This is a genomic window from Amaricoccus sp. (genome assembly GCF_047602525.1).
In the GTDB taxonomy this organism is placed as follows: domain Bacteria; phylum Pseudomonadota; class Alphaproteobacteria; order Rhodobacterales; family Rhodobacteraceae; genus Amaricoccus.
The window spans coordinates 2,876,311-2,901,724 of record NZ_JASGHB010000001.1; the positions used below are offsets into that span (position 1 = coordinate 2,876,311).

Annotated in this window: 26 protein-coding genes and 2 pseudogenes; 15 read left to right on the forward strand and 13 right to left on the reverse strand. The window is 69.0% G+C overall.

Annotated features, from left to right (window positions below):
• Positions 1-23: 23 nt before the first annotated feature.
• The 9 genes and pseudogenes from QM699_RS14755 (at position 24) to QM699_RS14795 (ending at position 7,638) form a co-directional block, all read left to right on the forward strand.
• A complete protein-coding gene (locus tag QM699_RS14755) occupies positions 24-836 on the forward strand; it encodes a TIGR00282 family metallophosphoesterase (RefSeq protein ID WP_415011840.1) in 813 nt (270 codons plus the stop codon).
• Positions 837-1,095: 259 nt separating this feature from the next.
• Positions 1,096-2,821: pseudogene (locus QM699_RS14760) on the forward strand (SLC13 family permease).
• A gap of 92 nt (positions 2,822-2,913) precedes the next feature.
• Positions 2,914-3,126, forward strand: a pseudogene (locus QM699_RS14765) (CopG family ribbon-helix-helix protein); the annotation flags it as partial.
• Positions 3,123-3,443 (forward strand): type II toxin-antitoxin system RelE/ParE family toxin, encoded by a 321-nt coding sequence (locus QM699_RS14770; protein WP_415011841.1) that lies wholly within the window; start codon positions 3,123-3,125, stop codon positions 3,441-3,443. The pseudogene QM699_RS14765 and the gene QM699_RS14770, both read left to right, overlap by 4 nt.
• A gap of 74 nt (positions 3,444-3,517) precedes the next feature.
• Positions 3,518-4,258: a YebC/PmpR family DNA-binding transcriptional regulator gene (locus QM699_RS14775; RefSeq protein WP_415011842.1), complete on the forward strand. Its 741-nt coding sequence runs from the start codon at positions 3,518-3,520 to the stop codon at positions 4,256-4,258.
• 183 nt (positions 4,259-4,441) lie between these two features.
• Positions 4,442-5,626, forward strand: a complete 1,185-nt coding sequence (locus tag QM699_RS14780) for an aminotransferase (RefSeq protein ID WP_415011843.1) — start codon at positions 4,442-4,444, stop codon at positions 5,624-5,626.
• A gap of 60 nt (positions 5,627-5,686) precedes the next feature.
• Positions 5,687-6,988: an ATP-binding protein gene (locus tag QM699_RS14785; protein ID WP_415011844.1), complete on the forward strand. Its 1,302-nt coding sequence runs from the start codon at positions 5,687-5,689 to the stop codon at positions 6,986-6,988.
• Positions 6,989-7,135: 147 nt separating this feature from the next.
• Positions 7,136-7,357 (forward strand): hypothetical protein, encoded by a 222-nt coding sequence (locus QM699_RS14790; protein WP_415011845.1) that lies wholly within the window; start codon positions 7,136-7,138, stop codon positions 7,355-7,357.
• A gap of 5 nt (positions 7,358-7,362) precedes the next feature.
• Positions 7,363-7,638 (forward strand): type II toxin-antitoxin system RelE/ParE family toxin, encoded by a 276-nt coding sequence (locus tag QM699_RS14795; protein ID WP_415011846.1) that lies wholly within the window; start codon positions 7,363-7,365, stop codon positions 7,636-7,638.
• 4 nt (positions 7,639-7,642) lie between these two features.
• Here the strand turns inward: QM699_RS14795 and QM699_RS14800 are convergent, their stop codons facing one another.
• Positions 7,643-7,990 carry a BrnA antitoxin family protein gene (locus QM699_RS14800; RefSeq protein WP_415011847.1) on the reverse strand — a complete coding sequence of 116 codons (348 nt, stop codon included), beginning with the start codon at positions 7,988-7,990 and terminating at the stop codon, positions 7,643-7,645.
• Between the two features lie 223 nt (positions 7,991-8,213).
• On the opposite strand from QM699_RS14800, the gene QM699_RS14805 reads away from it, so the two are divergent.
• The 6 genes from QM699_RS14805 (at position 8,214) to QM699_RS14830 (ending at position 14,960) form a co-directional block, all read left to right on the forward strand.
• Entirely contained in the window at positions 8,214-10,205 is a 1,992-nt protein-coding gene (locus QM699_RS14805) for a SurA N-terminal domain-containing protein (RefSeq protein ID WP_415011848.1), read from the forward strand.
• Positions 10,097-11,611, forward strand: a complete 1,515-nt coding sequence (gene trpE, locus QM699_RS14810) for an anthranilate synthase component I (RefSeq protein WP_415011849.1) — start codon at positions 10,097-10,099, stop codon at positions 11,609-11,611. Before QM699_RS14805 ends, trpE begins: the two co-directional genes overlap by 109 nt.
• A gap of 84 nt (positions 11,612-11,695) precedes the next feature.
• Positions 11,696-13,372: a formate--tetrahydrofolate ligase gene (locus tag QM699_RS14815; protein ID WP_415011850.1), complete on the forward strand. Its 1,677-nt coding sequence runs from the start codon at positions 11,696-11,698 to the stop codon at positions 13,370-13,372.
• A 45-nt stretch (positions 13,373-13,417) separates the two neighbouring features.
• On the forward strand, positions 13,418-13,717 hold the full coding sequence (locus QM699_RS14820) for a chorismate mutase (protein ID WP_415011851.1): 300 nt from the start codon (positions 13,418-13,420) through the stop codon (positions 13,715-13,717).
• Entirely contained in the window at positions 13,714-14,604 is an 891-nt protein-coding gene (folD, locus tag QM699_RS14825; protein ID WP_415011852.1) for a bifunctional methylenetetrahydrofolate dehydrogenase/methenyltetrahydrofolate cyclohydrolase FolD, read from the forward strand. The genes QM699_RS14820 and folD overlap by 4 nt, the downstream gene beginning before the upstream one ends.
• Before the next feature lie 92 nt (positions 14,605-14,696).
• A complete protein-coding gene (locus QM699_RS14830) occupies positions 14,697-14,960 on the forward strand; it encodes a hypothetical protein (RefSeq protein WP_415011853.1) in 264 nt (87 codons plus the stop codon).
• Here QM699_RS14830 and QM699_RS14835 read toward each other — a convergent pair.
• The 12 genes from QM699_RS14835 to QM699_RS14890 form a co-directional block, all read right to left on the reverse strand.
• On the reverse strand, positions 14,948-15,148 hold the full coding sequence (locus QM699_RS14835) for a DUF1127 domain-containing protein (protein WP_415011854.1): 201 nt from the start codon (positions 15,146-15,148) through the stop codon (positions 14,948-14,950). The two genes, QM699_RS14830 and QM699_RS14835, sit on opposite strands and share 13 nt — an antisense overlap.
• 166 nt (positions 15,149-15,314) lie before the next feature.
• Complete coding sequence (locus QM699_RS14840) at positions 15,315-16,076, reverse strand: TIGR02186 family protein (protein ID WP_415011855.1); 762 nt, start codon at positions 16,074-16,076, stop codon at positions 15,315-15,317.
• Positions 16,076-16,987, reverse strand: coding sequence for a sulfite exporter TauE/SafE family protein (locus tag QM699_RS14845; protein WP_415011856.1), 912 nt, complete (start codon positions 16,985-16,987; stop codon positions 16,076-16,078). The genes QM699_RS14840 and QM699_RS14845 overlap by 1 nt, the downstream gene beginning before the upstream one ends.
• 110 nt (positions 16,988-17,097) lie before the next feature.
• Positions 17,098-17,889 (reverse strand): purine-nucleoside phosphorylase, encoded by a 792-nt coding sequence (locus QM699_RS14850; protein WP_415011857.1) that lies wholly within the window; start codon positions 17,887-17,889, stop codon positions 17,098-17,100.
• Entirely contained in the window at positions 17,886-18,857 is a 972-nt protein-coding gene (locus tag QM699_RS14855) for an ABC transporter permease (RefSeq protein ID WP_415011858.1), read from the reverse strand. The genes QM699_RS14850 and QM699_RS14855 overlap by 4 nt, the downstream gene beginning before the upstream one ends.
• On the reverse strand, positions 18,857-19,948 hold the full coding sequence (locus tag QM699_RS14860) for an ABC transporter permease (protein WP_415011859.1): 1,092 nt from the start codon (positions 19,946-19,948) through the stop codon (positions 18,857-18,859). Before QM699_RS14860 ends, QM699_RS14855 begins: the two co-directional genes overlap by 1 nt.
• Positions 19,945-20,649: an NYN domain-containing protein gene (locus tag QM699_RS14865; RefSeq protein WP_415011860.1), complete on the reverse strand. Its 705-nt coding sequence runs from the start codon at positions 20,647-20,649 to the stop codon at positions 19,945-19,947. Before QM699_RS14865 ends, QM699_RS14860 begins: the two co-directional genes overlap by 4 nt.
• 115 nt (positions 20,650-20,764) lie before the next feature.
• Positions 20,765-22,372 (reverse strand): ABC transporter ATP-binding protein, encoded by a 1,608-nt coding sequence (locus tag QM699_RS14870; protein ID WP_415011861.1) that lies wholly within the window; start codon positions 22,370-22,372, stop codon positions 20,765-20,767.
• 22 nt (positions 22,373-22,394) lie between these two features.
• Entirely contained in the window at positions 22,395-23,396 is a 1,002-nt protein-coding gene (locus tag QM699_RS14875) for a BMP family lipoprotein (RefSeq protein ID WP_415011862.1), read from the reverse strand.
• Between the two features lie 133 nt (positions 23,397-23,529).
• A complete protein-coding gene (locus tag QM699_RS14880; protein ID WP_415011863.1) occupies positions 23,530-23,949 on the reverse strand; it encodes a GNAT family N-acetyltransferase in 420 nt (139 codons plus the stop codon).
• The gene (gene tsaB / locus QM699_RS14885) at positions 23,939-24,553 is read right to left on the reverse strand and encodes a tRNA (adenosine(37)-N6)-threonylcarbamoyltransferase complex dimerization subunit type 1 TsaB (protein ID WP_415011864.1); all 615 of its coding nucleotides are present in this window, start codon (positions 24,551-24,553) and stop codon (positions 23,939-23,941) included. Before tsaB ends, QM699_RS14880 begins: the two co-directional genes overlap by 11 nt.
• 102 nt (positions 24,554-24,655) lie before the next feature.
• Positions 24,656-25,219 (reverse strand): NifU family protein, encoded by a 564-nt coding sequence (locus QM699_RS14890; protein WP_415011865.1) that lies wholly within the window; start codon positions 25,217-25,219, stop codon positions 24,656-24,658.
• Positions 25,220-25,414 lie beyond the last annotated feature (195 nt).

Consider the following 25,414-nt stretch of genomic DNA (forward strand, 5'->3'; position numbering starts at 1 on the left):
CGGCGCGCGTCTAAGGGCAGGACATGAGGCTCTTGTTTCTCGGTGACGTGATGGGGCGCAGCGGGCGGACGGCGATCGCCGCCGAGCTGCCGCGGCTGCGCCGCGAGTGGGCGCTCGACTTCGTGGTGGTGAACGGCGAGAACGCCACCGGCGGCGCCGGCCTCAGCGCAGCGCACGCCAGCCTGATCCTCGCCGCCGGCGCCGATTGCGTCACGCTCGGCGACCACGCCTTCGACCAGCGCGAGATGACGACGACGATCGAGCAGGAGCCGCGCATCCTGCGCCCGCTCAACTACGCCCGGCTCGCCCCCGGCCGCGGCGCCCGGGTGTTCGACGCCCCCGGCGGCCGCAAGGTGATGGTGGCGCAGGTGCTCGGCCGGGTGTTCATGAAGCAGCCGTTCGACGACCCGTTCTCGGCGATCGAGGCGGCGCTGAAGCCCGCCACGCTCGGCGGCACCGTCCACGCGGTGATCGTCGACGTCCACGCCGAGGCGACCTCGGAAAAGACCGCGCTCGGCCACTGGTGCGACGGCCGCGCCAGCCTCGTCGTCGGCACCCACACCCACGTTCCCACCTCCGACACGCGGATCCTCGCCCGCGGCACCGCCTACCAGTCGGACGCCGGCATGTGCGGCGACTACGACAGCGTCATCGGCATGGACAAGCTCGAGCCGATCAGCCGCTTCGTCACCGGCATGACCAAGGCCCGCTTCACCCCGGCGGAAGGCCCCGCAACGCTCTCGGGCGTGTTCGTCGAGACCGACGACGCCACGGGCCTCGCCCGCCGCGTCGTGCCCGTGCGGGTCGGCGGCGCCCTCGCGGCATCCGGCCCCTGACGGCCCCCGGCAACCGCGCGCCCCGCTCGCCCAAGACGCGAGCTTCGTGTCGCATGGCGCACAAATTGGCATGTCTCGGCAGGATTTCGCCGAAGTCCGGCACCGCAGGGGCCTTGAATGCGGCGCGTTGCTTGCGCAATGGTGTCCAGCCGCGGTGCAGCGCGACAATCAGGGATTATCGGTTTTGTTGAGTTTCTGGCAGGAGCTTGCGGCGCAGCCGCACTTTCAGGCGTATTTCACCCTCGCCGTGCTCGCCGCGATGTTCGTGGTGTTCGTGATCGAGATCTATCCGGTCGAAGTCACGGCGATGCTCGGCGCCGCGGTGCTGGTCATCGCTGGCATCGTCCCCTCGGCCAACGTGCTGAAGGTCTTTTCCAACCCCGCCCCCTGGACGATCGCGGCGATGTTCATCGTCTCGGGCGGCCTGGTGCGCACCGGCCTGATGAACGCGCTCGGCCGCACGCTGTCGCACTATGCCGCGCGGCATCGCATGCTGGTGCTGTTCGGCGCCGGCTGCTTCCTGTCCTTTGCCTCGGCCTTCACCAACAACACGCCGCTCGTGGCGGTGATGATCCCGGTGACGATCCAGCTTGCCCACTCGCTCGGGCTCGCGCCCTCGAAACTCCTGATCCCGCTCAGCTACATGACCGTGCTCGCCGGCATGATCTCGATGATCGGCACGTCGACCAACATCCTCGTCGACGGCGTGGCGCGGGCGCAGGGGCTGGCGCCGTTCCACCTCTTCGAGATCGCCCCGCTCGGCCTCGTCGTGAGCGTCGTCGGCGCGCTCGCCATGGTGGTGCTCGTGCCGCGCTTCCTGCCCAACCGCGATTCGATGTCCGACCTGCTCGGCACCCGCAAGAAGCTGAAGTTCTTCACCGAGGTCGTCGTGCCCGAGGGCTCGCCGCTGATCGGCCAGAAGGTGATGGACGTCGGCCTGTTCAAGCGCGAGGGAATGCGCGTCATCGACGTGCTGCGCGCCGACGAGTCGCTGCGGCGGGCGTTTCCCGACGTGACCCTTGCCGAAGGCGACCGCGTGGTCCTGCGCACCGAGATGCGCGAGCTGCTGGGCCTGAAGGACTCCAACAAGGTCGCGCTGGTCGATCGGGTCGGCTCCAAGTCGACGACCACCGTCGAGGCGCTCATCATGCCCGACTGCAAGCTGGTCGGCCGCTCGCTCGGCAGCCTGCGCCTGCGCCGACGCTACGGTGTCTACCCGCTCGCGGTCCACCGCCGGAACCAGAACATCGGCCGCAAGCTCGACGAGGTGGTGGTGCGCGTCGGCGACACGCTGCTGCTCGAGGGCGCGCCCGAGGATATCCGCCGCCTCGCCGCCGACGTCGACATCCTCGACCTGAACGAGACGACCGACCGGCCGTTCAAGCGCGAGCGCGCGCCGTTCGTGCTCGCGGTGCTGGCGACGATCGTGCTCCTCTCGGCGTTCGAGATCGCGCCGATCCAGAATCCTCGCGATGATGGGCGTCGTTGCGCTGCTCGTCACCGGCACCATCGAGCCGGAGGAGGCGTGGAGCACGGTCAGCGCCTCTCTTCTCGTCCTCATCCTCGCCATGCTGGTCGTCGGCGAGGCGCTCGACCACTCCGGCGCCGCCGAGCTGGTGGTGAACGCGATCTCGCCCACCCTCGCCACCCTGTCGCCGCTCGCCGTCCTGTTCGTGCTCTACTTCATGACGCAGATCCTGACCGAGCTTCTGTCGAACAACGCCGTGGCGGTGATCGTGACTCCCGTGGCGATCGCGCTCGCCCACAAGCTCGGCCTCGACCCGCGGCCGCTGGTCGTCGCGGTGATGTTCGCCGCCACCCTCGCCTTCGCCACGCCGATCGGCTACCAGACCAATACGATGGTCTACGGCGTCGGCGGCTACAAGTTCACCGACTTCACCCGCATCGGCCTGCCGCTCAACATCGTCACCGGCATCGCCGCCTGCCTCGCCATCCCGTTCTTCTGGCCACTGGTCCCCGGCTGACGTTGGCCCCTGCACCGGCGGCGTGCTACACTCCGCCCAAAGCCACCCGGGACCGGCCGATGAACCAGCACCCGACCGCCATCACCCTCGACGCCGATCTCCTCGCCGAGATCGACGCCATCGCCGCCGCCAGCGACCGCACCCGCGCCGACGTGCTGCGCGAGGCCATCGCCCGCTACCTCGACACCGGGCCCGCGCAGGTCGAGCGCATCGAGGCAGGACTGCAGGCGGTCCGGGAGGGCCGCGTCATCCCCGCCGAGGACGCCTATGCGTCGCTCTCGGCCCGCTACGGCTGGCCCGGGTGACGCGGCTCGGATACGCTCAACCGGCCCTGGACGACCTGCGCGACATCCTCGACTACATCAACGAGAGTGACCCCGCGGCCGCGCGGCGTGTCCTCGGGGCGATCCGGCATGTCGCCGACCTGCTGCCGTCCAACCCGAAGCTCGGCAAGCGCGGCCGCGTCCGGCGAACCCGCGAACTCGTGGTGGCCGGCGCTCCCTACATCATCGTCGACCAGTTGTCATCGGACGCGATCGTCGTCCTCGCCATCCTCCACACCGCCCGCGACCTGCCGCGCGCCCTGCGCGGCCGTCTCACCCGCCGGGAGCAGATCCCTTGAACTCCCGCCCCCCGCTGCGCTAAGACCCCGCGAACCGAATTTCCGCGACACGCGCTCAAGACCCGGAGCCTCCCATGGCCGGCCATTCCAAATGGGCCAACATCCAGCATCGCAAGGGCCGGCAGGACGCCGCCCGGTCGAAGCTGTTCTCCAAGCTCTCCAAGGAGATCACCGTCGCCGCCAAGATGGGCGACCCCGATCCCGACAAGAACGCCCGCCTGCGCCTCGCGGTGAAGGAGGCCAAGGCCAACTCGATGCCCAAGGACAACATCGACCGGGCGATCAAGAAGGCCTCCGGCGCCGACAGCGAGAGCTATGACGAGGTGCGCTACGAGGGCTACGGCCCGAACGGCGTCGCGATCATCGTCGAGGCGATGACCGACAACCGCAACCGCACCGCCTCGAACATCCGCTCGACCTTCTCCAAGCGCGGCGGCAACCTCGGCGAGACCGGCTCCGTCGCCTTCATGTTCGATCGCAAGGGCCAGATCGTCTATCCCGCCGCCGCCGGCTCCGAGGACGCGATCATGGAAGCCGCCATCGAGGCAGGCGCCGAGGACGTCGAATCCGACGACGAGAGCCATGTGATCTGGTGCGCCGACAGCGACCTCGCGGAAGTCTCCACCGCCCTCGAGTCGACCCTCGGCGAAGCCGAGCACGTCAAGCTCGTCTGGCGGCCGCAGACCACCACCGAGCTGCCCCTCGACGCCGCCCAGACCCTGATGAAGCTCATCGAGGCGCTGGAAGACGACGATGACGTGCAGTCGGTGACGGCGAACGTCGAGCTCTCCGACGAGGTGATGGCCCAGCTCTGAGCCGCGGCGACACGCCGGCCGCACCGCCACCCCCGGGCCGACCGGCCCGGCACCGGCCCCCCGGCGGCGCGCCCACCGCACCGCCAGGACACCACCCCCTCCGCGCCCCGGCCCCTCCCGCCGCTTGCGCCACCGCGCCCCGGCGGCTTACGCTCGCGCGACCCGCAGCCGGAGCCCCGCGCCATGCCGCCCCTCAACGCTTTCGTCGCCCGCACCGCCCCGCCGCCGGTGATGGAGGCCCGCCGCTGGCTCACCGGCCTCGACTTCCCCGCGCACCGCCCGCTCATCAACCTCAGCCAGGCCGCGCCCGTCGACCCGCCGCCCGAAGCGCTGCGCGAGGCGATGGCGGCGATGATCCGCGACGAACCCGACACCCACCTCTACGGCCCGGTCCTCGGCCACCCGGCGCTCCGCTCCGAGATCGCCTGGCGCTGGTCCGCCCTCTACGACGGCGAAATCCGCCCCGAGGACGTGGCGATCACCGCCGGCTGCAACCAGGCCTTCGCCACCGCGATCATGACGCTGGCCGAGCCCGGCGATGCCGTCCTCCTGCCCGTGCCGTGGTACTTCAACCACAAGATGTGGCTCGACATGTCGGGCATCGAGGCGATCCCGCTCCCCTGCGACGCCCGGATGCACCCCGACCTCGCGGCGGCCGAGGCGCTCTGGACCCCGCGCACCCGCGCCGTCGTCCTCGTCACCCCGAACAACCCAACCGGCGCCGAGTACCCGAGCGCCCTGATCGAGTCCTTCGCGGCGCTGGCCCGCTCGAAGGGCGCCGCCCTCGTCCTCGACGAGACCTACCGCGACTTCCGCACCGCGCCGGAGCGCCCGCACGGCCTCTTCACCGACCCCGACTGGCGCGACACGCTTCTCCACCTCTACTCGTTCTCGAAGTCCTTCCGCCTGACCGGCCACCGCACGGGCGCCCTGATCGCCGCCCCCGCCCGCCTCGCGGAAGCGGAAAAGATCCTCGACACCGTGACGATCTGCCCGCCGCAGCTCGGCCAGAAATCCGCCCTCTGGGGCCTGCGCAACCTGACCGACTGGCTCGCGTCCGAACGGACCGAAATCCTCCACCGCCGAGCCGCCGCCTACGCCGCCCTCTCCTCCCTCCCCGGCTGGCGGGTCCTCGGCTGCGGCGCCTACTTCGCCTACGTCGAACACCCGCACCCCCTGCCGTCCAACGAGCTCTGCCCCTTGCTGGTCCGCGACCTCTCCCTCCTGACCCTGCCGGGCACGATGTTCGCGCCCGAGGGGGACGGGCGGGCGAAGCGGCAGCTGCGGCTGGCGTTCGCCAACGTCAACTCGGAAGGGCTGGGGGCGCTGGGGGAGAGGCTGGCGGGGTTGGGGGAGGTAGTGGGGTGAGCAAATATTGCACATGATATAGTTGTACGAATCGGGTTTGCCACATAAAGTGGTTAGATGATGACGATTCCGACCACCCGGCGAGCAGTAATGGTCAGCTCGCATGACCAGTTCGGCGAACTCCTAGCGCAAGTGCTTTCGCCGTCACGCCCGCTCCAGTCCGAGGAACTGCTCAGAGGCCGTCAGCATCAGATGGCTGACCTTAGAAAAGCATTCTACCAGCCAGGAAGACACGTTCTGATCCACGGCCTTCGCGGCGTGGGCAAAACCTCTTTGGCGCAAACGGCGGCTTTTAGCTTGGCCTCTCATTCTGACCCGATCTTGGTCGGCTGCGAGGAAGGTTCGACACTTTTCTCAGTTATTAGAGAGATATTTGAATTCTCCGAACAGAGGAATCCTAAGATTCGAGAGCGGGTTCGGGAGATTTCGGGCGGATTCTCGCGATTTGGGGTCAATGCCGCTGGAACAGTTCAACAAACAGAGGGACCAGTTGCAGAGCCAGGGTCTACCAATGACGCCGTCCGATTGGCCTCTCACTTGTGTGATATCTACGATAGGGATCCAATTATTGTAATTGATGAATTTGATTTGATAAAAGACGAAAGTGAGCAAAAGAGGTTTGTCGGCTTTGTGAAGCAGATTTCGGATCGACATATCCCCATCAAGTTCATTTTCTGCGGGATCGGCGAAAGCCCGGAATCCATAATGGCTGCGCACGCTAGTGCGGGGCGCATTTTCCATACAGTTGGATTAGGACAATTGCCTTGGGAGGCGCGGGAAGAAATTCTTGGAGAAGCCGCCGACCGAGTTGGAATCACAGTCGACAGAAGCACATCATTAAGAATTGCGCGTATATCGGATGGATTTCCTCATTATGTTCATTTTTTAGCTGAGAAGCTATTTTGGCGAGTATTTGAAGATCGAGAGGCAAACGGTGTCGCTGGCCACTTTCATTTTCAGAATGCAATGAATGACGCATCTGAGGCGATGGACATTGAACTTAAGGGGCCATATCAAAAAGCCATTCAAAAATATAATGATGATTACGAGGGTGTTCTTTGGGCTGTTGCAGATGGGCATGAGTTGGTTCGTAGAAGCACTGATGTCTTTGAAAATTATGAGCGCATAATGAGGTCTATAGATCGCGAACCATTGGATCGGAAGAAGTTTAACCAAAGGATCAATAGCCTAAAGTCTCCGGCACACGCCAGTATCCTCAAAGGCTCCCGTTCTGGATGGTATGAGTTTACGGAGAAAATGATTTGGGGATATGTGCGCCTAAGAGCTGAGAGAGCCGGTGTAAGCTTGGATCGAGATCATCCGGCCGCTCAATCTAAATCATATACGAGCTATGGCAAGTAGAGGATCAATACATGAGAATGTTCGGCCCGAACATGCGTGCCAGATCGCCTAGATGGCAACATTGAGGTTGATACGACCCGCCTTTCCCGGCCGTCTTCATACTCGGACTCACTTGGATTCCGCGCGAGACCAGACTACCCTTACCCTATGACCCGCCTCGACACCGCCCTCACCGCCGCCCGCGCCGCCCTCTCCCCGGAGGCGCAGGACGGCCTCGCCGCCCTGATCGAGACCTACGTCGCCACCCACGCCTCGGACCCGGACTTCACCGACGCCGAGCTCGCCGAGCTGAGGCGCCGCCACGACGAACCGTTCGACCCGGCCCCCGAGGCCGAGGTCCGGGAGTTCTTCGCCCGCCACCGCCGCTGACCGGCATGGCTCGCGTCCGCTTCAGCCGGCGGGCGCTCGCCGACCTCGCAGCCATCCACGAATGGCTGTCCGAGCGCAGCCCCGCAGCAGCCGACCGCGTGGTCAATGCGATCGAAGACAGCGCCGCGCATCTCGCCGACAATCCACTCATGGGCAAACGCGAGGCCCGCGGCCTCGGCCGCTTCCTGATCGTCTCGCGCTATCGCTACGTCCTCTCCTACCGCGTCGAGGGCGACAGAGTGGAAATCGTCTACGTCTTCCACCCGAGCCGGGAGCGGTAGCCCCTCAAATCTCCCGCCCCATCCAGTCCTCGTGCCGCTTGCTCTTGATCGCCCGGCTGACGATGGCGAGCATGTAGGCGCGCAGCACCGCGTTCATCCGCGCCTGGTAGCCCTGGCCCATGCCACGGAAGAAGCGGGCGACGTCCTCGTCGTAGAGCGCGGTGATCCGCACCCGCTTCGGCCGGACCGGCACCGCGTCCTCGATGCCGCCCCACGCCGGCGGCAGGTTGTCGAACTTCAGCCGCTCGAAGGCTGTCGTCATCTCCAGACGGATCGCGTTCAGCTCGCGCAGCCTTTCCTGCAGCTCGGCATACGCGCGCTCCTCGGTCTTCGAGCGTCTACGCTCGGCCATGGCCTCGGGTCCTTCGATGCTGTCTCGGGGGTCGGCAGGGAGCATAGGGGCTCCCGGTTAACCACTGCCGAACGGCGGCAAATCGTATGCATGATCGGTGCATGGTTCGTGCACGGTCGGTGCATGGTCTCGCGGCGGGGTTAACGGCCGGCGCGCCACCCTTGCCACCCGGGCGGGACCCGCGTAAGACCCGGGCCACCTTTTCCCCGGCCGGTGGACTGCGATGCTCGGAAGCTTCCGCAACAACAGGCGCTCGGGCCTTTTCGTCTGGGCGCTGATGGTGGCGATCATGGTCGGCCTCGCCGGCTTCGGCATCGGCGTTTCCGGGCATTTCGGCACCGGCACCGACATCGCCACCGTGGGCGACGAAAAGGTGAGCACCGACGAGTATGTCCGTGCGATGCAGCAGGAACTGCGCGCCCTGCAGCAGCAGGTGGGCCGCTCGCTGCCCATGGCCGAGGCGCGGCAGTACGGCGTCGACGGCATGGTGCTCGGCCGCCTCGTCAACGACGCCGCGCTCGACGGCGAGGCCGCGCGCCTCGGCATCTCCACCGGCGACGACGCCGTCCGGCAGCAGATCCTCGCGACGCCCGCCTTCCGCGGCCCCTCCGGCACCTTCGACAAGGCGACCTACGACGCCGCCCTGCAACGCGCCGGCCTCCGCCCCGACCAGTTCGAGGCCCTCCTCCGCTCCGAAGCCTCCCGCAACCTCCTCGCCGCCGCCATCCCGGCGGCAGCGCAAGTTCCTGACACGGAGGCGAAATCCGTCCTCGCCTTCCTCGGGGAGAAGCGCGGGTTCGACTGGATCCGGCTCGATGCGGCCAAGCTGCCGGCGCCGATCGCGGCACCGACCGACGCGGATCTGGCCGCCTTCCACGACGCCCACGCCGCCGACCGCTACACCCGCCCGGAAACCCGGCAGGTGAGCTACGCCGCCGTCACGCCCGCCGCCCTCGCGGCGACGATCGAGATCCCCGACGCCGACCTCCGCGCCGCCTACGACGCTGAGGGCGCCCGCTTCCAGACACCGGAGCGGCGCGCCCTCGACCGCCTCGCCTTCGGCACGATGGACGAGGCGGCCGCCGCCAGGTCGCGGCTGGACAAGGGAGAAATCGACTTCGACGCCCTCGCCACCGAGCGCGGCCTGAAGCCCGGCGACACCGACCAGGGCACCGTCGCCGCCGCCGACCTGCCCGAGGCTGTCCGGGACGCGGTCTTCGGCGCAGCCGGCCCCGGCATCGTCGGCCCGGTCGACACCCCGCTCGGCCCCTCGCTCTACCGGGTGAACGCCATCCTCGCAGCGAGGACCACCCCGTTCGAGGAGGCGAAGGCCGACCTCACGAAGGACGTCGCCCTCGACCGCGCGAAGAAGCAGATCGCCGACGACGGCCCGCACATCGAGGATCTGGTCGCCGGCGGCGCCACCCTCGAGGAGATCGCCTCCGAGACGGTGATGGAACTCGGCCACGTGAGCCTGAACGCCACCACGAGCGACGCCATCGCGAGCGACCCGGCCTTCCGCGCCGCCGCCGAGAAGGCCGAGGTCGGCGAGGAAACCGATCCGGTCCAGCTCGCCGACGGCGGGATCGCCACGCTCCGCGTCGACTCGATCGACCCGCCCGCGGTGATCCCGCTGGCCGAGATCCGCGATCGCGTCGCCGCCGACTGGACCTCGGACCAGACCGTTGCCGCCCTGCAGACGCTGGCCGACGGCGACGTTGCCGCGCTCAAGGCCGGCACGAGTTTTGCCGACGTGGCGAAGGGGCTCGACCTGCCGATCCAGTCCGCCGGGCCGCTGACCCGCGGCGATACGGTTCCGGGCCTGCCGCCGGAGCTGGTCGCCGACATCTTCGCGGCCGCGCCCGGCGCCGCCGTCACCCGGCGCGATGGCGACAGCGTGGTCCTCGCGGTGCTCACCACCACCACGCCGCTCGACCTCGCCGACCCGGCGAACGCGCCGATCCTCGCCCGGCTGCAGCAGCAGTATGACGATCAGATCCGCGGCGACGTGCTCGCGCTCTACACCGGCGCTCTGCGCGCCGCGGAGGGGGTCACGGTCAACCAGTCGCTCGTCGAGTTCGACCCTCGCCCGGTTCCCCTGAGCCCATGCAACTCTTCCCCACCTTCGACGACTTCGCCACCGCGTTCGACGCCGGCCGGAACCAGGTCGTCTACACCCGCCTCGTCGCCGACCTCGACACGCCCGTCTCGCTGATGCTGAAGCTGACCGAGGCGCGCAAGGACAGCTTCCTGCTCGAGAGCGTCACCGGCGGCGAGGTGCGCGGCCGCTACTCGATCATGGGCATGAAGCCGGATCTCGTGTGGGAATGCCGCGGCGAGCAGGCGCGGGTGAACCGATCTGCCCGCTTCGATCCCGATGGCTGGACCGATGCCGGAAGCGACCCTCTGGCCTCGCTGCGGGCGATCATCGCCGAGAGCGCCATCGAGCTGCCTGCCGACCTGCCGCCGATGGCCGCCGGCCTGTTCGGCTACCTCGGCTACGACATGGTGCGCCTTGTCGAGCACCTGCCGGACGTCAATCCCGATCCGCTCGGCCTGCCGGACGCGATCATGCTGCGGCCGTCGGTCGTGCTGATCGTCGACGGGGTGAAGGGCGAGGTGACGGTGGTCTGTCCCGCCTGGGCCGGTGCCGGCCTCGGCGCCCGCGCCGCCTATGCCCAGGCCGCGGAACGGGTCATGGACGCGGTGCGCGACCTCGACCGCACGCCGGCGCAGATGAGCCGCGACCTCGGTGCCGCGACCCCGGCCGAGCCGGTGTCGAACACCAGCCACGCGCAGTATCTCGCGATCGTCGAAAAGGCCAAGGACTACATCCGCGCCGGCGACATCTTCCAGGTGGTGCCGTCGCAACGCTGGGCGGTGCCGTTCGACCTGCCGCCGTTTGCGCTCTATCGGGCGCTGCGGCGGACGAACCCCAGCCCCTACATGTTCTACTTCAACTTCGGCGGGTTTCAGGTCGTCGGCGCGAGCCCGGAGATCCTCGTGCGCGTCAAGGGCGACACGGTGACGATCCGCCCGATCGCCGGCACCCGCCGCCGCGGGGTCACGGCCGTCGAGGATCTCGCGCTCGAAGCCGAGCTGCTGGCCGATCCGAAGGAGCGGGCGGAGCACCTGATGCTCCTCGACCTCGGCCGCAACGATGTGGGCCGGGTGGCGCGGATCGGCACGATCGACCCGAACGAGCAGTTCATCATCGAACGCTACAGCCACGTGATGCACATCGTCTCGAACGTCGATGGCAAGCTCGCGCCCGAGCACGACGCCCTCTCGGCGCTGCTCGCGGGGCTGCCCGCCGGCACGGTCTCCGGCGCGCCGAAGGTCCGGGCGATGCAGATCATCGACGAGCTCGAGACCGAGAAGCGCGGCGTCTATGGCGGCGGCGTCGGCTACTTCTCGTCCGGCGGCGACATGGACATCTGTATCGCGCTGCGCACGGCGGTCGTGAAGGACGGCACGCTCTATGTCCAGGCCGGCGGCGGCGTCGTCTACGACAGCGACCCGCAGGCGGAGTTCGAGGAGAGCGAGAACAAGGCCCGCGCCCTGCGCCAGGCGGCCCGCGACGCGGGGCTCTTCGCGGGCCTCGGCGGGCGGGGGAATTGAGCGCCGCGCCGCGCGCGGTGATATGACACAGTATTGGTCTCCAAGACATCAGATACTTAACCCTAGATCGCGCGTGACATCCTGATGCCTCAGCCGTCCGACATCGACATCGCCCGCGCCGCCACCCCGCGTCCGATCGCCGAGGTCGCCGCGCGGCTCGGCATCCCGGAGGCGGTGCTGCATCCCTATGGCCGCACCAAGGCCAAGCTCGACCCGGACTTCCTCGCCTCGCTCGCCAGCCGCCCGCAGGGCAGGCTCGTCCTCGTCACCGCGATCAACCCGACGCCGGCGGGCGAAGGCAAGACCACGACGACCGTCGGCCTCGGCGACGCGCTCGCGGCCCTCGGCCACCGGACGGCGATCTGCCTGCGCGAGCCCTCGCTCGGCCCCTGCTTCGGCATGAAGGGCGGGGCGGCCGGCGGCGGCTATGCCCAGGTGATCCCGATGGAGGAGATCAACCTCCACTTCACCGGCGACTTCCACGCCATCACCAGCGCCCACAATCTGCTCGCCGCACTGATCGACAACCACATCCACTGGGGCAACGCCCTCGGCATCGACCCGCGCCGCGTCACCTGGCGCCGGGTGATGGACATGAACGACCGCTCGCTCCGCGACATCGTGACCTCGCTCGGCGGCCCGCAGAACGGCTTCCCGCGGCAGTCCGGCTTCGACATCACCGTCGCCTCGGAGGTGATGGCGATCCTCTGCCTCGCCACCGACCTCGCGGACCTCGAGCGGCGGCTCGGCGCCATCGTGATCGGCCAGACCTTCGACCGCCGCCCGGTCCACGCCCGCGACATCGGCGCCGACGGGGCGATGGCCGTCCTGCTGGCGCAGGCGGTGCAGCCGAACCTCGTCCAGACCCTTGAAGGCACCCCGGCCTTCGTCCACGGCGGTCCGTTCGCCAACATCGCGCACGGCTGCAACTCGGTCATCGCCACCCGCGCCGGCCTCGCGCTGGCCGACATCGTGGTAACGGAAGCGGGCTTCGGCGCCGACCTCGGGGCGGAGAAGTTCCTCGACATCAAATGCCGCGCCGCCGGCCTCAGGCCCGATGCCGCCGTCATCGTCGCCACCATCCGCGCGCTGAAGATGAACGGCGGCGTCCCCCGCGACGCGCTCGGCGCCGAGGACGTCGCCGCCGTCACCCGCGGCTGCGCCAACCTCGGCCGCCATATCGAGAACGTCCGCGGCTACGGCCTGCCCGTCGTCGTCGCCATCAACGCCTTCGACGGCGACACGCCCGCCGAGACCGCCGTGGTCGAGGCGTTCGTCGCCGGCCACGGCACCCGCGCCGTTCTCTGCCGCCACTGGGCCAAGGGCTCGCAGGGCGCGCTCGAGCTTGCCGAGGAGGTCCACCGCCTCGCCACCTCCGGCGCGGCGCAGTTCGACACCCTCTATCCCGACGACCTGCCGCTGCTCTCGAAGATCGAGGCCGTCGCCACCCGCATCTACCGGGCCGACGGCGTGGTGGTCTCCGCGAAGATCCGCGACCAGCTCGCCGCCTGGGAGGCCGAGGGCTACGGCCACCTGCCGGTGTGTATTGCCAAGACCCAGTATTCCTTTTCCACCGACCCCACCCGCCTCGGCGCGCCGACCGGCTTCGAGGTGCCGGTGCGCGAGGTCCGCCTCGCCGCCGGTGCCGGCTTCGTCGTGGCGATCTGCGGCGACATCATGACGATGCCCGGCCTGCCCCGCGTGCCGGCGGCTGCGTCGATTCGCCTCGACGCCGAGGGGCGGATCCAGGGGCTGTTCTGACCCCTCGGGTTGCAGCGGCCGGGCGATGCCGCTAAGGCCAGCGCCATGACGACGCCCCATCCCGCCATGGCGCCCGTGCGCGCCGAGATCGACCGCCTCGACCGCGCGCTGGTGGCGCTCCTGATCGAGCGCGCCGCCTGCATCGACCGCGCGATCGAGGTCAAGGCAGCCGAGGGCCTGCCCCCCCGCATCCCGGCGCGCGTCGACGAGGTGGTGGAAAACGCCTGCGCCGCCGCCGCGGACGGCGGCCTCGACGTCGCTTTCGTTGAAGCCCTGTGGCGCCAGATCGTCGAATGGTCCATCGCCCGCGAGGAACGGGTGCTCGGCTCGGGAGGGGCGGAATGACGGCCGAGATCATCGACGGCAAGGCCTTCGCCGCCAGCGTCCGGGCGCGCGTCGCGGCGCGGGTGGCCGACCTGCCGCGGGACAGCATCGTGCCGGGGCTCGCCGTCATCCTGGTCGGCGACGATCCGGCGAGCCAGGTTTACGTGCGCAACAAGCGCCGCCAGACGATCGAGGCCGGGATGCGCTCGGAGGAGGTCCGCCTCGGCGGCGACACGCCGGAGGCGGAGCTTCTCGCGCACATCGCCCGGCTGAACGCCGATCCGACGATCCACGGCATCCTGGTGCAGCTGCCGCTGCCCGCGCAGATCGACACCCTGCGGGTGCTCGATGCGGTCGACCCCGCCAAGGACGTGGACGGCTTTCACGTCACCAACGTCGGCCGGCTCGCCACCGGGCAGCCGGCGATGGTGCCCTGCACGCCGCTCGGCTGCCTGATGCTGCTGCGCGACCGTCTGGGCAGCCTCGCGGGGCGCGAGGCGGTGGTCGTCGGCCGCTCGAACATCGTCGGCAAGCCGATGGCCCAGCTGCTGCTGCGCGAGAACTGCACCGTCACGGTGGCCCACTCGCGCACCGCCGACCTCGCCGACGTCTGCCGGCGCGCGGAGATCCTCGTGGCCGCGGTCGGGCGGCCGCGGCTGATCCGCGGCGACTGGATTCGACCCGGCGCGACGGTGATGGATGTCGGCATCAACCGCGTGGAAGAAGACGGCGCCGCCCGGCTGGTGGGCGACGTGGATTTCGAATCGGCGGTGGAGGTGGCGGGCGCGATCACGCCGGTGCCCGGCGGCGTCGGGCCGATGACCATCGCCTGCCTGCTTGCCAACACGCTGACGGCCTATTGCCGCCTGCACGGCCTGCCGGTGGCCGCGGAGCTGGCCGGCGCCTGACGACAGGTGCCCGCCTGCGGCAGCGCGTCGCAGTCGAAACCACCGCGGCGCGATTACCGGAACCTAACGAAAGCATCTGCAGTTTGGTCGCCATGCTGCAGGAACGCTTCAACAGTCGAACGCGCGCGGAGATCAACGCCGCCCGCATCGAGATTGCCCGAGCCCGGCTGGACCGGGCAGAGCAGATCATGATTCTCCGCCGGTCGGAGTTCGCCACGCTGCCGTGCGATTCACTCGATCGGGAAAACCTGCTTCAGGTCCTGAAGCTGTCCGAGCGGGCGGTGTTCAACCGCCGGCTCGAGCTTGATCTTCTGCTTCGCGCACGGCGAAGACAGGAGTCGGATCAGAAACCGTAGGCCGACTCGCGCGCCACGTCGCGCAGGTTGCTGCGCGTAAGGCCGAGGTCGGCGAGATCGCGGGCGCTGAGCGACTGCAGCTCGGTCAGGGTCTGGCGATAGGTGCGGTACTGCGAGATCACGGTACGGGCACGGTCGATCAGGCCAAGACCGTTGAGAGCGGCGGTGGTGTTGAGAGCATGAGCCATGAGAGCCTCCTTTGGCTGGTGTGCGGGCGGCGATCCGCCTGCTGGCCTCGAGGCCGTCCGTGGCCTCGCTTCATGTCCCCAAGATAGCGGTTTCGCTGCACCGCACAACGAACGATCCGGAAGGGCCGCCATGCGCCCCGTGCAGGCCTTTCAGCGTGCAGGCCTTTCAGCGCCGCGCCAGCCGAAATGCCTCCGCGGCGATCCACCCCGCCGCAAAGGCCACCAGCACCGCGAGAATGCCGTAGGCGAGCGGCTGCTGCTTCGAGAGATTGTAGATCCACCGCTCGATTCCGGTCTTCTCGACGAGGATCGTCGTCTCGGCCGCGCTGAGGATTTTCCCGTCGCGCACGAGAAAGAACTGGGCGGCATAGTCGCCCTCGACGAGGTTGGCCGGCATCTCGATCCGGGTCTGGAACAGCGTATCCTCGGCCAGGATCACCCCATGGTCGAGCTCGGCATAGGTGCCGTTCGCCATGCGCAGGCGGATCACCGCCTCGGTGAACGGGGTGGTGTCCTCGATCGTGTCGCTGCCCGCGACCCGCCGCACCGCCTCGTCCATGCCGATGCCGTAGCGCAGCCGGTCGGTCTCGTCGAGCAGGTCGCCCACGGGACGGGTCGAGGCGATGGCATAGAAGCTCGGCGCCTGCCGCACCTTGAGACTCGCGGTGTTGACCCAGATGCCGAGCACCCGAGACTTGCGCCGCACCGTCACCTGCCGCGGCGGGCCCTTGATGGTGATGATGACATCGAGCGGCCCGGCGTCGGTGGGGATCGGGGCGTCGCGACGGACCGCGCCGAACACGAACAGCTCCGATCCGTCGAAGTTCGCATTCAGCGCGATCTTGTCGGTGGAGACCCCGGTCACGACCGCCTCGCCGGCGAGCGCCGGCAGGGCGAGCCACAGGAGGAGCGCGAGCAGCCGCAGCATCAGGGGCTGGTGATCGAGTAGAGATCGACCGGCGGCAGCACGAGGTCGAGCGCGAGTTTCAGGCAGACCCCGACCACGAGCAGCGCCAGCAGGATGCGCAGCTGCTCCGCCCGCAGCCGCGCGGCCAATGCCACGCCCACCTGCGCACCGATCACGCCGCCGAGCAGCAGGATGACTGCGAGCAGCACGTCGACCGTGCCGCTCTGGGTCGCATGCAGGATGGCGGTGAAGGCGGTGACGAACAGGAACTGAAAGACAGAGGTGCCGACGACGACCTTGGTCGGCATCCCGATCAGGTAGATCATCGCCGGCACCATGATGAAGCCACCGCCCACCCCCATGATCGCCGCGAGGATGCCGACGAGCAGCCCGATGACGAACGGCGGGATGGCGCTCACGTAGAGCTTCGAGGTGTGGAAGCGCATCTTGAGCGGCAGCCCGTGCGCCCAGGTGTGCCGCTTGCGCCGGACGAGCGCGGCGTTCGGATCCTTGGCCCGGCGCAGCGTGCGCACGCTCTCGGCCAGCATCAGCGAGCCGATGGTGCCGAGCATCACCACGTAGAGCAGGCTCACCACCAGCTCGAACTGACCCTTGGAGCGCAGGATCTCGAACGCCCGCACGCCGAGGAACGACCCGATGAGGCCGCCGACCAGCAGGACGCTGCCCATGCGGAAGTCGACGGTCTTGCGCCGCATGTGGGCGAGGAAGGCCGAGAACGACGAGCCGGCGATCTGATTCGCCGCCGAGGCGACCGCAACCGTCGGCGGGATGCCGATGAAGAACAGCAGCGGTGTCAGGATGAAGCCGCCGCCGACGCCGAACAGGCCCGACAGGAGCCCGACCATCGCGCCGATGAGCAGCAGCCCCAGCCCGTTGACCGAGACTTCCGCGATCGGGAGATAGATCTGCATGGATACCGTGGCGCCGGGGCGTGAGCCCACAGCCTAGCGGGTGCACTGCGGCGGGGCCAGCGCGAACCCCGCGGCGCAGCACGGCGAAGGCCGTTTGTGACCGCCGCGGCTCAGGCGAGGCCGCGGAGCCAGCGGCGCAGCAGCCGCTCGAGCTTCGCCGCCCCGAGCGGCGCCATCGCCTTGGTGTGCTCGTGACTGATGACCTCGTCGCTCATGCCGGCCGCCATGTTGGTGATGGTGGAGATCGCGGCGACCCGGAGCCCGAGGAAGCGCGCGAGGATCACCTCGGGCACCGTCGACATGCCGACCGCATCGGCGCCGAGGATGCGGATCGCCCGGATCTCCGCCGGCGTCTCGAAGCTCGGGCCGGAGTACCAGGCGTAGACCCCTTCGGCGAGCGCGACGCCCTCGGCGGCGGCGGCGGCGGCAAGGGCGGCGCGCAGCGCGGGGTCGTAGGCATCGGCCATGTTGACGAAGCGCGCATCGGTCGGCTCGCCGATCAGCGGGTTCAGGCCGGAGAAGTTGATGTGGTCGGCGATGAGCATCAGCTCGCCCGGCGGCACCTCCGGCCGGAACGAGCCGGCGGCGTTGGTCAGGAGCAGCGTCTCCGCTCCGAGCGCCTTCAGCGTCTCGAGCGGCGCCCGCATCACCGTCGGGTCGCCTTTCTCGTAGTAGTGCGCCCGCCCCCCCAGCACCGCGACGCGCACCCCCTCCAGGTCGCCGACCACCAGCCGGGGATTGTGGCCGGAAACGCCCGCGTGCGGGAAGCCCGGCAGGTCGGCGTAGTCGATCGCCACGCCGTCGACCGCATCGGCGAGGTGGCCGAGGCCGGATCCGAGAACGAGGCCGAGACGGACGGGCGCTGCGCCGGCGCGGGCGCGGATGAGATCGAGGGCGGTCACTGGCGTTCCTTGACGTAGGGCCGGCCGCCGGCCTTGGGGGGGATCGCCTTGCCGACGAAGCCCGCGAGGATGACGACCGTGAGGATGTAGGGCAGCGCCTGCATGAACTGCACCGGCACGACGCCGACCCCGGGTATGGTGATCGCCTGATACCGGATGCCGATCGCCTCCAGAAGCCCGAAGAGCAGGCAGGCACCGAGCGCGGGCCATGGCCGCCACTTGGCGAAGATCAGCGCCGCGAGCGCGATGAAGCCCTTGCCCGCCGTCATCTCGCGGTTGAAGCCCGCCGCCATGGCGATGGAGAGGTAGGCGCCGGCGATGCCGCAGAGCACACCCGCGATCATCACCGCCGCATAGCGCAGGCGCACGACCGAGACGCCGGCGGTATCGACCGCGGCGGGGTTCTCGCCCACCGCGCGCAGGCGCAGGCCGAACCGGGTGCGGTAGAGCACCCACCAGGTCAGCGGCACGGCGGCCAGCGCGACGTAGACCAGAATGTTGTGGCCGGAGACGACGTGCTTGTAGAACGGTCCGACGATCGGGATCGGCGCGATCTGGTCGACGAACGGCCAGGTGAGCCCGAGGAAGCGCTGGCTCGCCTGCAGCTGCGGCGTCTGGCCGCCCATGCCGAACCAGTTCTGCCCGATCAGCACGGTGAGGCCGGACGCGAGGAAGTTGATCGCGACGCCGGAGATCAGCTGGTTGCCCTTCAGGGTGATCGAGGCGAGGCCGTGGATCAGCGAGAGCACCAGCGAAGCGCCGATGCCGGCGAGCAGCCCGATCCAGGGCGATCCCGTGACCGCGGCGAAGGCAGCGGCGGCAAAGGCGGCCGCCAGCATCTTGCCCTCGAGGCCGATGTCGAAGATGCCGGCGCGCTCGGAGAACAGGCCGGCGAGGCAGGCGAGCAGCAGCGGCGTCGCGAGGCGCAGGCTGGCGCCGGCAAGCTGCAGGACGGTATCGAGGTCCATCACGCCGCCCTCCGCCGCAGGAACAGCCGCTGCACCGGCACGCGGACGAGGTTCTCGAGCGCGCCGGTGAACAGGATCACGAGCGCCTGGATCACCACGATCATGTCGCGGCTGATCGAGGGCATGTCGAAGGCAAGCTCGGCGCCGCCCTGGTAGAGGATGCCGAAGAGGATCGAGGCGAGCACCACGCCGGCCGGGTGGGACCGGCCCATCAGCGACACCGCGATGCCGACGAAGCCCGCGCCCGCCACGTAGTCGAGCACCAGCCGGTGCTGGAAGCCCATGACGACGTTCAGCCCCATCATGCCCGCCATGGCGCCGGAGAGGAGCATGGCAACGACGGTGATCCTGACCGGGTTGATGCCGGCATAGACCGCCGCGGGCTCGGAGTGGCCGAACGCGCGCATCTCGTAGCCGAGGCGGGTGCGCCAGATCAGCACCCAGGTGAGGACGGCGGCGAGGAGCGCCAGCAGCGCCGAGAGGTTGAGCGGGGTCTTCGAGATCTTCACGCCGAAGGCGGCGAGGATCTCCTGCATGGTCGGCAGGAAGCTGCCCGGCGGAAAGCCGGCGGTTTCCGGCGCCATCGAGCCCGGCACCTTCAGCACGTTGACCAGCAGATAGACGATGAGCGCCGAGGCGATGAAGTTGAACATGATCGTGGTGATGACCACGTGGCTGCCCCGCTTCGCCTGCAGATAGCCCGGGATGAACGCCCAGGCGGCACCGAACAGGCCGGCGCCCAGCATGGCGAACGGCAGCGCGACCCACCACGCCGGCCACGGCACGGCGAGGCAGACGAAGGCGACGCCGAGCCCGCCGAGTTGCGCCTGCCCCTCGGACCCGATGTTGAACAGGCCGGCGTGGTAGGGGATGGCGACCGAGAGGCCGGTGAAGACGAAGGTGGTGGCGTAGAAGAGCGTGTAGCCGATGCCGTAGGACGAACCGAGCGAGCCGACGAGCAGCAGCTTCATCGCCTCGATCGGGTTCTCGCCGATGAAGAGCACGACGAGGCCCGCGACGGAGAAGGCGAGCGCGAGGTTGAGGAGCGGGATGAGCGCGAGATCGACCCAGCGCGGGAGGGCGGGGTTCATGCGGCCTCTCCTTGCTTCCGGGGCCGCGGCAGGCCGCTATAGAGGCCGTCGATGTGCTCGAAGAGGCCGGGCTCGACACTTCGCCACAACGGATCGAGGTGGAATTTCACACCTTCCCGCCTCGCCAGCTTGGCCGCCGGCACAAAGTCGCTGTCGCCTGCGATCAGGACGATGGTTCCGACCTGCCGCTTGAGGGTCAGGGAAGCGATGTCGAGCCCGATCCGCATGTCGACCGCCTTCTGGCGGAACGTCGGGCGAAAATCCTCATCCGACAGGTCAGCAAACTCCCGCCGACCCTTCCGAAGCACGTCGAGAACGGAGGGCTTCAGCTCCCAGAGGCTGGCCGGGTCCCGTCGAACCTCTCCAAACCTGACCGCCATGTTGGCCGTCTTGCGGAGCATGTCGTGCAGGGCGAGCTGGAACCGCGCGACGTCGGACTTCGCGTAGTCGATGCCTTTCTTGCTGACGGGCAGGTGCCCCGTGTCCGTGCAGGGCCGGGCGTCGTAGTAGAACGAACGATAGAGCAGCGAACGCGGGTGCGGCTGTCGCTCGATCTTGTTGATGCGCTCAAGGTGCGACGCGACGAGCCGTTTGATCGACGTGCAGACAGCCGTCGGATCCCGCATGTCGATGGCCGGACGCAGCGTTGGAAGTCGCTTGATGAAATAGCCGCCATCTATGAGGATCGCGACCTGGTTCATGGAACGGCACTGAAACTGAAAGCCCCAAGGGGTCGGCGCGTCTCTGGATACCGAGGAGCCGCGCGTACTGCCGAGGGGCGGATACGGCAAGACATAACGAAATCCGTTGTCGCTTTCAATCCGACCCTCTCAATTCGATGCGATTCGATGCGATTTTCGCATGTTCTCCCGGGTCGATCCCCGCCATCAGAAGCCCCAGCTCGCGTTCGTCGGTCTCGCCCGCCAGCCGCTCGCCAGAGATGCGGCCGTCGAACATCACGATGATCCGGTCGCTCAGCGCCCGGATCTCGTCCAGCTCCACCGACACCAGCAGGATCGCCTTGCCGCGGTCGCGCAACGCGACGATCTGGCGGTGGATGAACTCGATCGCGCCGATATCGACGCCGCGGGTCGGCTGGCCGACCAGGAGCACGTCCGGGTCGCGCTCCATCTCGCGGGCGATGACGATCTTCTGCTGGTTGCCACCGGAGAAGTTCGCGGTCTTGAGATCGCAGGACGGCGGGCGGATGTCGAAGCGTTCGATCGCGGCGCGCGCCTGATCGCGGATCGCCGTGCGGTCGAGGGTCAGTGCCGGCCCGCGAAATTGCGCTTCGCCCTGATAGCCGAGGCAGGAATTCTCCCACTCGGCGAACGGCATGACGAGGCCGCGGCGGCGCCGGTCCTCCGGGATATGGGCGATCCCCGACGCGCGCCGGTCGTCGGCGTTGGTCGAGCGCGACAGGTCGAGCGCCTGCCCGTCCAGCGTCACGGTGCCCGCCGTCGCCGGACGGATGCCGGCCAGCACCTCGAGCAGCTCGGACTGGCCGTTGCCGGCGACACCGGCGACGCCGAGGATCTCGCCGGCGCGCAACTGCAGGCCGATGGAGCGCAGCCGCTCCACCCCCTGCTCGTCCACCAGCCGCAGGCCGGCAACGTCGAGCAGTGTCCGGCCCGGAACCGCCGGCGCCTTCTCGACCCGGAGCAGCACGCGCCGCCCGACCATCAACTCGGCGATCTCGGCCGGCGAGGTCTCGGACGTCGCGAGCGTGCGGACCATCTCGCCGCGCCGCATGACGCTCACCGCGTCGGTGACGGCCATGATCTCGCGCAGCTTGTGGGTGATGAGGATGATGGTCTTCCCCTGTGCCTTCAGGTGCCCGAGGATGCGGAACAGGTGGTCCGCCTCTGCCGGGGTCAGGACGCCGGTCGGCTCGTCGAGGATCAGGATGTCGCACTCTCGATAGAGCGCCTTCAGGATCTCCACGCGCTGCTGCAGGCCGACCGAGAGGTCGCCCACCACCGCGTCGGGATCGACGTCGAGCTCGTATTCCCGCTCCAGCCGCTTCAGCGCGGCCCGCGCCCGGGCGAGCGAGGGGCGGAGCCGCGCCCCGCCTTCGGCCCCGAGCACCACGTTCTCCAGCACGGTGAACGGCTCGACCAGCATGAAATGCTGGTGGACCATGCCGATGCCGGCACGGATCGCCGCGAGGCTGTCGGGGATCGAAGTCGGGCGGCCGTTCACCCGGATCTCGCCGGTGTCGGCCTGATAGAAACCGTAAAGGATCGACATCAGCGTCGACTTGCCGGCGCCGTTCTCGCCGACGATGCCGTGGATCGTGCCGCGGCGGACGGCGAGGTCGATGTCGCGGTTCGCCTGCACCGGGCCGAAGCTCTTGGAAATGCCGAGAAACTCGATCGCGAGCCCGTCGGCATCCGTGGCGCCGGGACCGGCCGGCGCGGTCATCGCCGGGCCGGCCGCGAGGAGGTCAGGAAACCGGGCACTTCCCGTCTGTGCTGAAATCGTGGACCTTGATCTCGCCGGAGATGATCTTCGCCTTGGCCGCCTCGGCCGCCGCCTTCATCTCCGGGGTGATGAGCTTTTCGTTGAACTCGTCGAGCGCGTAGCCGACGCCGTCCTCCTTGAGGCCGAGTACCTGCAGGCCGGGGGTGAACGTCCCCTTCTCCACGTCCATCATCGCGTTGTAGGTGGCGAGGTCGACGCGCTTCAGCATCGAGGTGAGCACGTTGCCCGGGTGCAGGTAGTCCTGATTCGAGTCGACGCCGATCCCGAGCTTGCCGGCGTCGGCCACGGCCTGCAGCACACCGACGCCGGTGCCGCCGGCCGCGTGATAGACGACGTCCGCACCCTGATCCATCTGCGCCTTGGCCAGCTCGCCGCCGCGGACGGGATCGTTCCACGCCGCGCCGGTGGTGCCAGTCATGTTCTGGAACACCTGATCGTCGGGCTTGGTCGCCTTCACCCCCTGCACATAGCCGCAGGCGAACTTCTGGATGAGCGGGATGTCCATGCCGCCGACGAAGCCGACCTTGCCGGTCTTCGACGCCATCGCGGCGAGCAGGCCGACGAGATAGCTGCCCTCGTGCTCGCCGAACTTCACCGAACGCACGTTCGGCTGGTCGACTTCCTCGTCGATGATGACGAAGCTGGTGTCGGGAAACTGCGGCGCGATGGTGTTCATCGCGGTGGCGTAGGAAAAGCCCGTGACGATGATCGGGTTGTAGCCCTTTTCGGCGAAGCGCTGCAGCGCCTGTTCCCGCTGGGCGTCGTTCTGCAGCTCGAATTCCTCGTAGCCGATGCCGGTTTCCTTCTTGAACCGCTCGGCCCCCTCGTAGGACGCCTGATTGAAGGATCGGTCGAACTTGCCGCCCAGATCGTAGATCACTGCCGGATTGGCGTCGGCGGCGTGGGCCACAGCCCCGGCCATGCACGCAAAGGCCGTGGCGGCCAGGGTCTTAGCAAACGTCATGGGGTCATTCCTCCAACAGATGCCGAAGCGGCGCGCCTTGCGCCCGTCCCCTGTCGCGCCGCCCCACGCGCGGCCGGATGACCGAAGGACGCGAGCAGTTAGAGACAAGGGCCGAAGCCCGGTCAAATGAATTCTAGAACTGGAGGGTCCGGCGCAGGACAAGGGCGTCGAGCGGCGGGCCGGAGCGGCGGGTGTAGTAGCGCGGCCGGCGCCCGACCTCGACGAAACCCGCGCGCTGGTAGAGCGCCCGGGCGGCGGTGTTGGGTTCGGCCACCTCGAGCAGCATCTCCTCGGCCCCGGCGGCGGCGGCCCGGCGGCAGAGCTGGTCGAGCAGCCCGGTGGCGAGGCCGCGGCGACGCGACGGAGGCGCGACGGCGAGGGTCAGGAGTTCCACCTCCGGCCCGGCACGCCGCGCGAGGGCGAAGCCGTCCGGCTCTGCGACGAGAAGGACGGCAGGATCAGCGAGCAGGTCGGCAAACTCCGCCGCCGACCACGGCCGGGGCGCCTCGGTGAAGGCGGAGGCGTGCAGCGCCGCCAGCGCCTCAGGCGTCATCGAGCAGGGGCACGGTTTCGGACCACGGCGTCGCGTCGGCGGGGCGCAGGTAGAGCGGGCTCGGCGGCGGCGCCGCGCCGAGGCGTCGCGCGGCGATGCCGGCGACGGTCGCGAGGTCGGCGCGCTCGCCGGTGGCGGGGGTCGCCTCGGCCGGCCCGGCCTCGGGCTCGCCGAGGGGGGCGCCGTCCTGGAAATGCTGGCGCAGGGTGCCGCGCTTGTCGTGGAGGAGGACGGTCAGCGCGCCGGCGTGGCCGTCGGCCAGCGCCTCGAAGACGGTGACGCCGACCGCGGGGATCCCGAGCCCCAGGGCGAGGCCGCGGGCGGCGGCCACGGCGAGGCGCTGGCCGGTGAAGTTGCCGGGGCCGGTGACGACGGCAAGGCCGTCGAGATCGCCCCAGCCGTGGCCGGCCTCGGCCAGCAGCTCCTCGAGGAGCGGGATCAGCCGCTCCGCCTGACCGCGGGCCATCGGCTCGTCACGCTGGACGAGGACGCCGCCGTCCCGAACGAGCGCGGCCGCACAATGCGCGGCCGACGTGTCGAAGGCGAGAACCAGCGGCGCCCCCCCACTACCGGAGGCGTGCTCTGTGAAAGGATCGGGAGTCACGCGCGAGATATCTGCCACCGCCTCGACTGCGGGAGGAGTCACCTACGGCCACTTCCGCCCGCCGGCACGTCGGCCGGCGCGGGTGGCCGTTCCGGTAGTCCGTCAGAGGCCGACCGGCCGGACCTCCATCACCTCGGGGATGTAGTGCCGGAGCAGGTTCTCGATGCCCATCTTCAGCGTCATCGTCGACGACGGGCAGCCGGCGCAGGCGCCCTGCATGTGCAGGTAGACGACGCCGCGGTCGAACCCGTGGAAGGTGATGTCACCGCCATCCTGCGCCACGGCGGGGCGGACGCGGGTGTCGAGCAGCTCCTTGATCTGGCTGACGATCGCCTCGTCCTCGCCGGCAGTGCCGGCCGCGTGCCCGACGGTGCCCGCGTCGCCCTCGATCGCCGGCTGGCCGGACTGGAAGTGCTCCATGATCGCGCCGAGGATGCCCGGCTTGATCGAGGTCCAGTCGTCGGCGTCGGACTTGGTCACGGTCACGAAGTCCGGGCCGAGGAACACGCCGGTGACGCCGCCGGCGCCGAAGATGCGGCGCGCGAGCGGCGACGCCTGGGCGGCGGCATCGCTCGGGAAGTCGGCCGTGCCGGCGGCCAGCACCCGCTGGCCCGGCAGGAACTTCAGGGTCGCCGGATTCGGCGTGGATTCGGTCTGGATGAACATGGCGAGCAGCCTCCGTCGTTGCCTTGGAGATGCGCCTCGCCGATGCCCGAGTCAAGTGATCTGGAATTCTTCTAAGTCGCGCCCGGCGCGGCTCGCGGCGTGTCCCGCTTTGCCGAACCGCTCGACTACTCCGCGCAGGCGGTCTATCTCGCGGCCGGCGAGCGCGGGCGAGGAACGTCAATGGCGAGCAGACTG

Bases quoted from the DNA above. Each gene is read 5' to 3' on its own strand.
- QM699_RS14755 (WP_415011840.1), top strand. From the start codon at position 24: ATGAGGCTCTTGTTTCTCGGTGACGTGATGGGGCGCAGCGGGCGGACG.
- QM699_RS14775 (WP_415011842.1), top strand. From the start codon at position 3,518: ATGGCCGGCCATTCCAAATGGGCCAACATCCAGCATCGCAAGGGCCGG.
- QM699_RS14780 (WP_415011843.1), top strand. From the start codon at position 4,442: ATGCCGCCCCTCAACGCTTTCGTCGCCCGCACCGCCCCGCCGCCGGTG.
- QM699_RS14785 (WP_415011844.1), top strand. From the start codon at position 5,687: ATGACGATTCCGACCACCCGGCGAGCAGTAATGGTCAGCTCGCATGAC.
- QM699_RS14790 (WP_415011845.1), top strand. From the start codon at position 7,136: ATGACCCGCCTCGACACCGCCCTCACCGCCGCCCGCGCCGCCCTCTCC.
- QM699_RS14795 (WP_415011846.1), top strand. From the start codon at position 7,363: ATGGCTCGCGTCCGCTTCAGCCGGCGGGCGCTCGCCGACCTCGCAGCC.
- QM699_RS14800 (WP_415011847.1), bottom strand. From the start codon at position 7,990: ATGGCCGAGCGTAGACGCTCGAAGACCGAGGAGCGCGCGTATGCCGAG.
- QM699_RS14805 (WP_415011848.1), top strand. From the start codon at position 8,214: ATGCTCGGAAGCTTCCGCAACAACAGGCGCTCGGGCCTTTTCGTCTGG.
- trpE (WP_415011849.1), top strand. From the start codon at position 10,097: ATGCAACTCTTCCCCACCTTCGACGACTTCGCCACCGCGTTCGACGCC.
- QM699_RS14815 (WP_415011850.1), top strand. From the start codon at position 11,696: ATGCCTCAGCCGTCCGACATCGACATCGCCCGCGCCGCCACCCCGCGT.
- QM699_RS14820 (WP_415011851.1), top strand. From the start codon at position 13,418: ATGACGACGCCCCATCCCGCCATGGCGCCCGTGCGCGCCGAGATCGAC.
- folD (WP_415011852.1), top strand. From the start codon at position 13,714: ATGACGGCCGAGATCATCGACGGCAAGGCCTTCGCCGCCAGCGTCCGG.
- QM699_RS14830 (WP_415011853.1), top strand. From the start codon at position 14,697: ATGCTGCAGGAACGCTTCAACAGTCGAACGCGCGCGGAGATCAACGCC.
- QM699_RS14835 (WP_415011854.1), bottom strand. From the start codon at position 15,148: ATGGCTCATGCTCTCAACACCACCGCCGCTCTCAACGGTCTTGGCCTG.
- QM699_RS14840 (WP_415011855.1), bottom strand. From the start codon at position 16,076: ATGCTGCGGCTGCTCGCGCTCCTCCTGTGGCTCGCCCTGCCGGCGCTC.
- QM699_RS14845 (WP_415011856.1), bottom strand. From the start codon at position 16,987: ATGCAGATCTATCTCCCGATCGCGGAAGTCTCGGTCAACGGGCTGGGG.
- QM699_RS14855 (WP_415011858.1), bottom strand. From the start codon at position 18,857: ATGGACCTCGATACCGTCCTGCAGCTTGCCGGCGCCAGCCTGCGCCTC.
- QM699_RS14860 (WP_415011859.1), bottom strand. From the start codon at position 19,948: ATGAACCCCGCCCTCCCGCGCTGGGTCGATCTCGCGCTCATCCCGCTC.
- QM699_RS14865 (WP_415011860.1), bottom strand. From the start codon at position 20,649: ATGAACCAGGTCGCGATCCTCATAGATGGCGGCTATTTCATCAAGCGA.
- QM699_RS14870 (WP_415011861.1), bottom strand. From the start codon at position 22,372: ATGACCGCGCCGGCCGGTCCCGGCGCCACGGATGCCGACGGGCTCGCG.
- QM699_RS14875 (WP_415011862.1), bottom strand. From the start codon at position 23,396: ATGACGTTTGCTAAGACCCTGGCCGCCACGGCCTTTGCGTGCATGGCC.
- QM699_RS14880 (WP_415011863.1), bottom strand. From the start codon at position 23,949: ATGACGCCTGAGGCGCTGGCGGCGCTGCACGCCTCCGCCTTCACCGAG.
- QM699_RS14890 (WP_415011865.1), bottom strand. From the start codon at position 25,219: ATGTTCATCCAGACCGAATCCACGCCGAATCCGGCGACCCTGAAGTTC.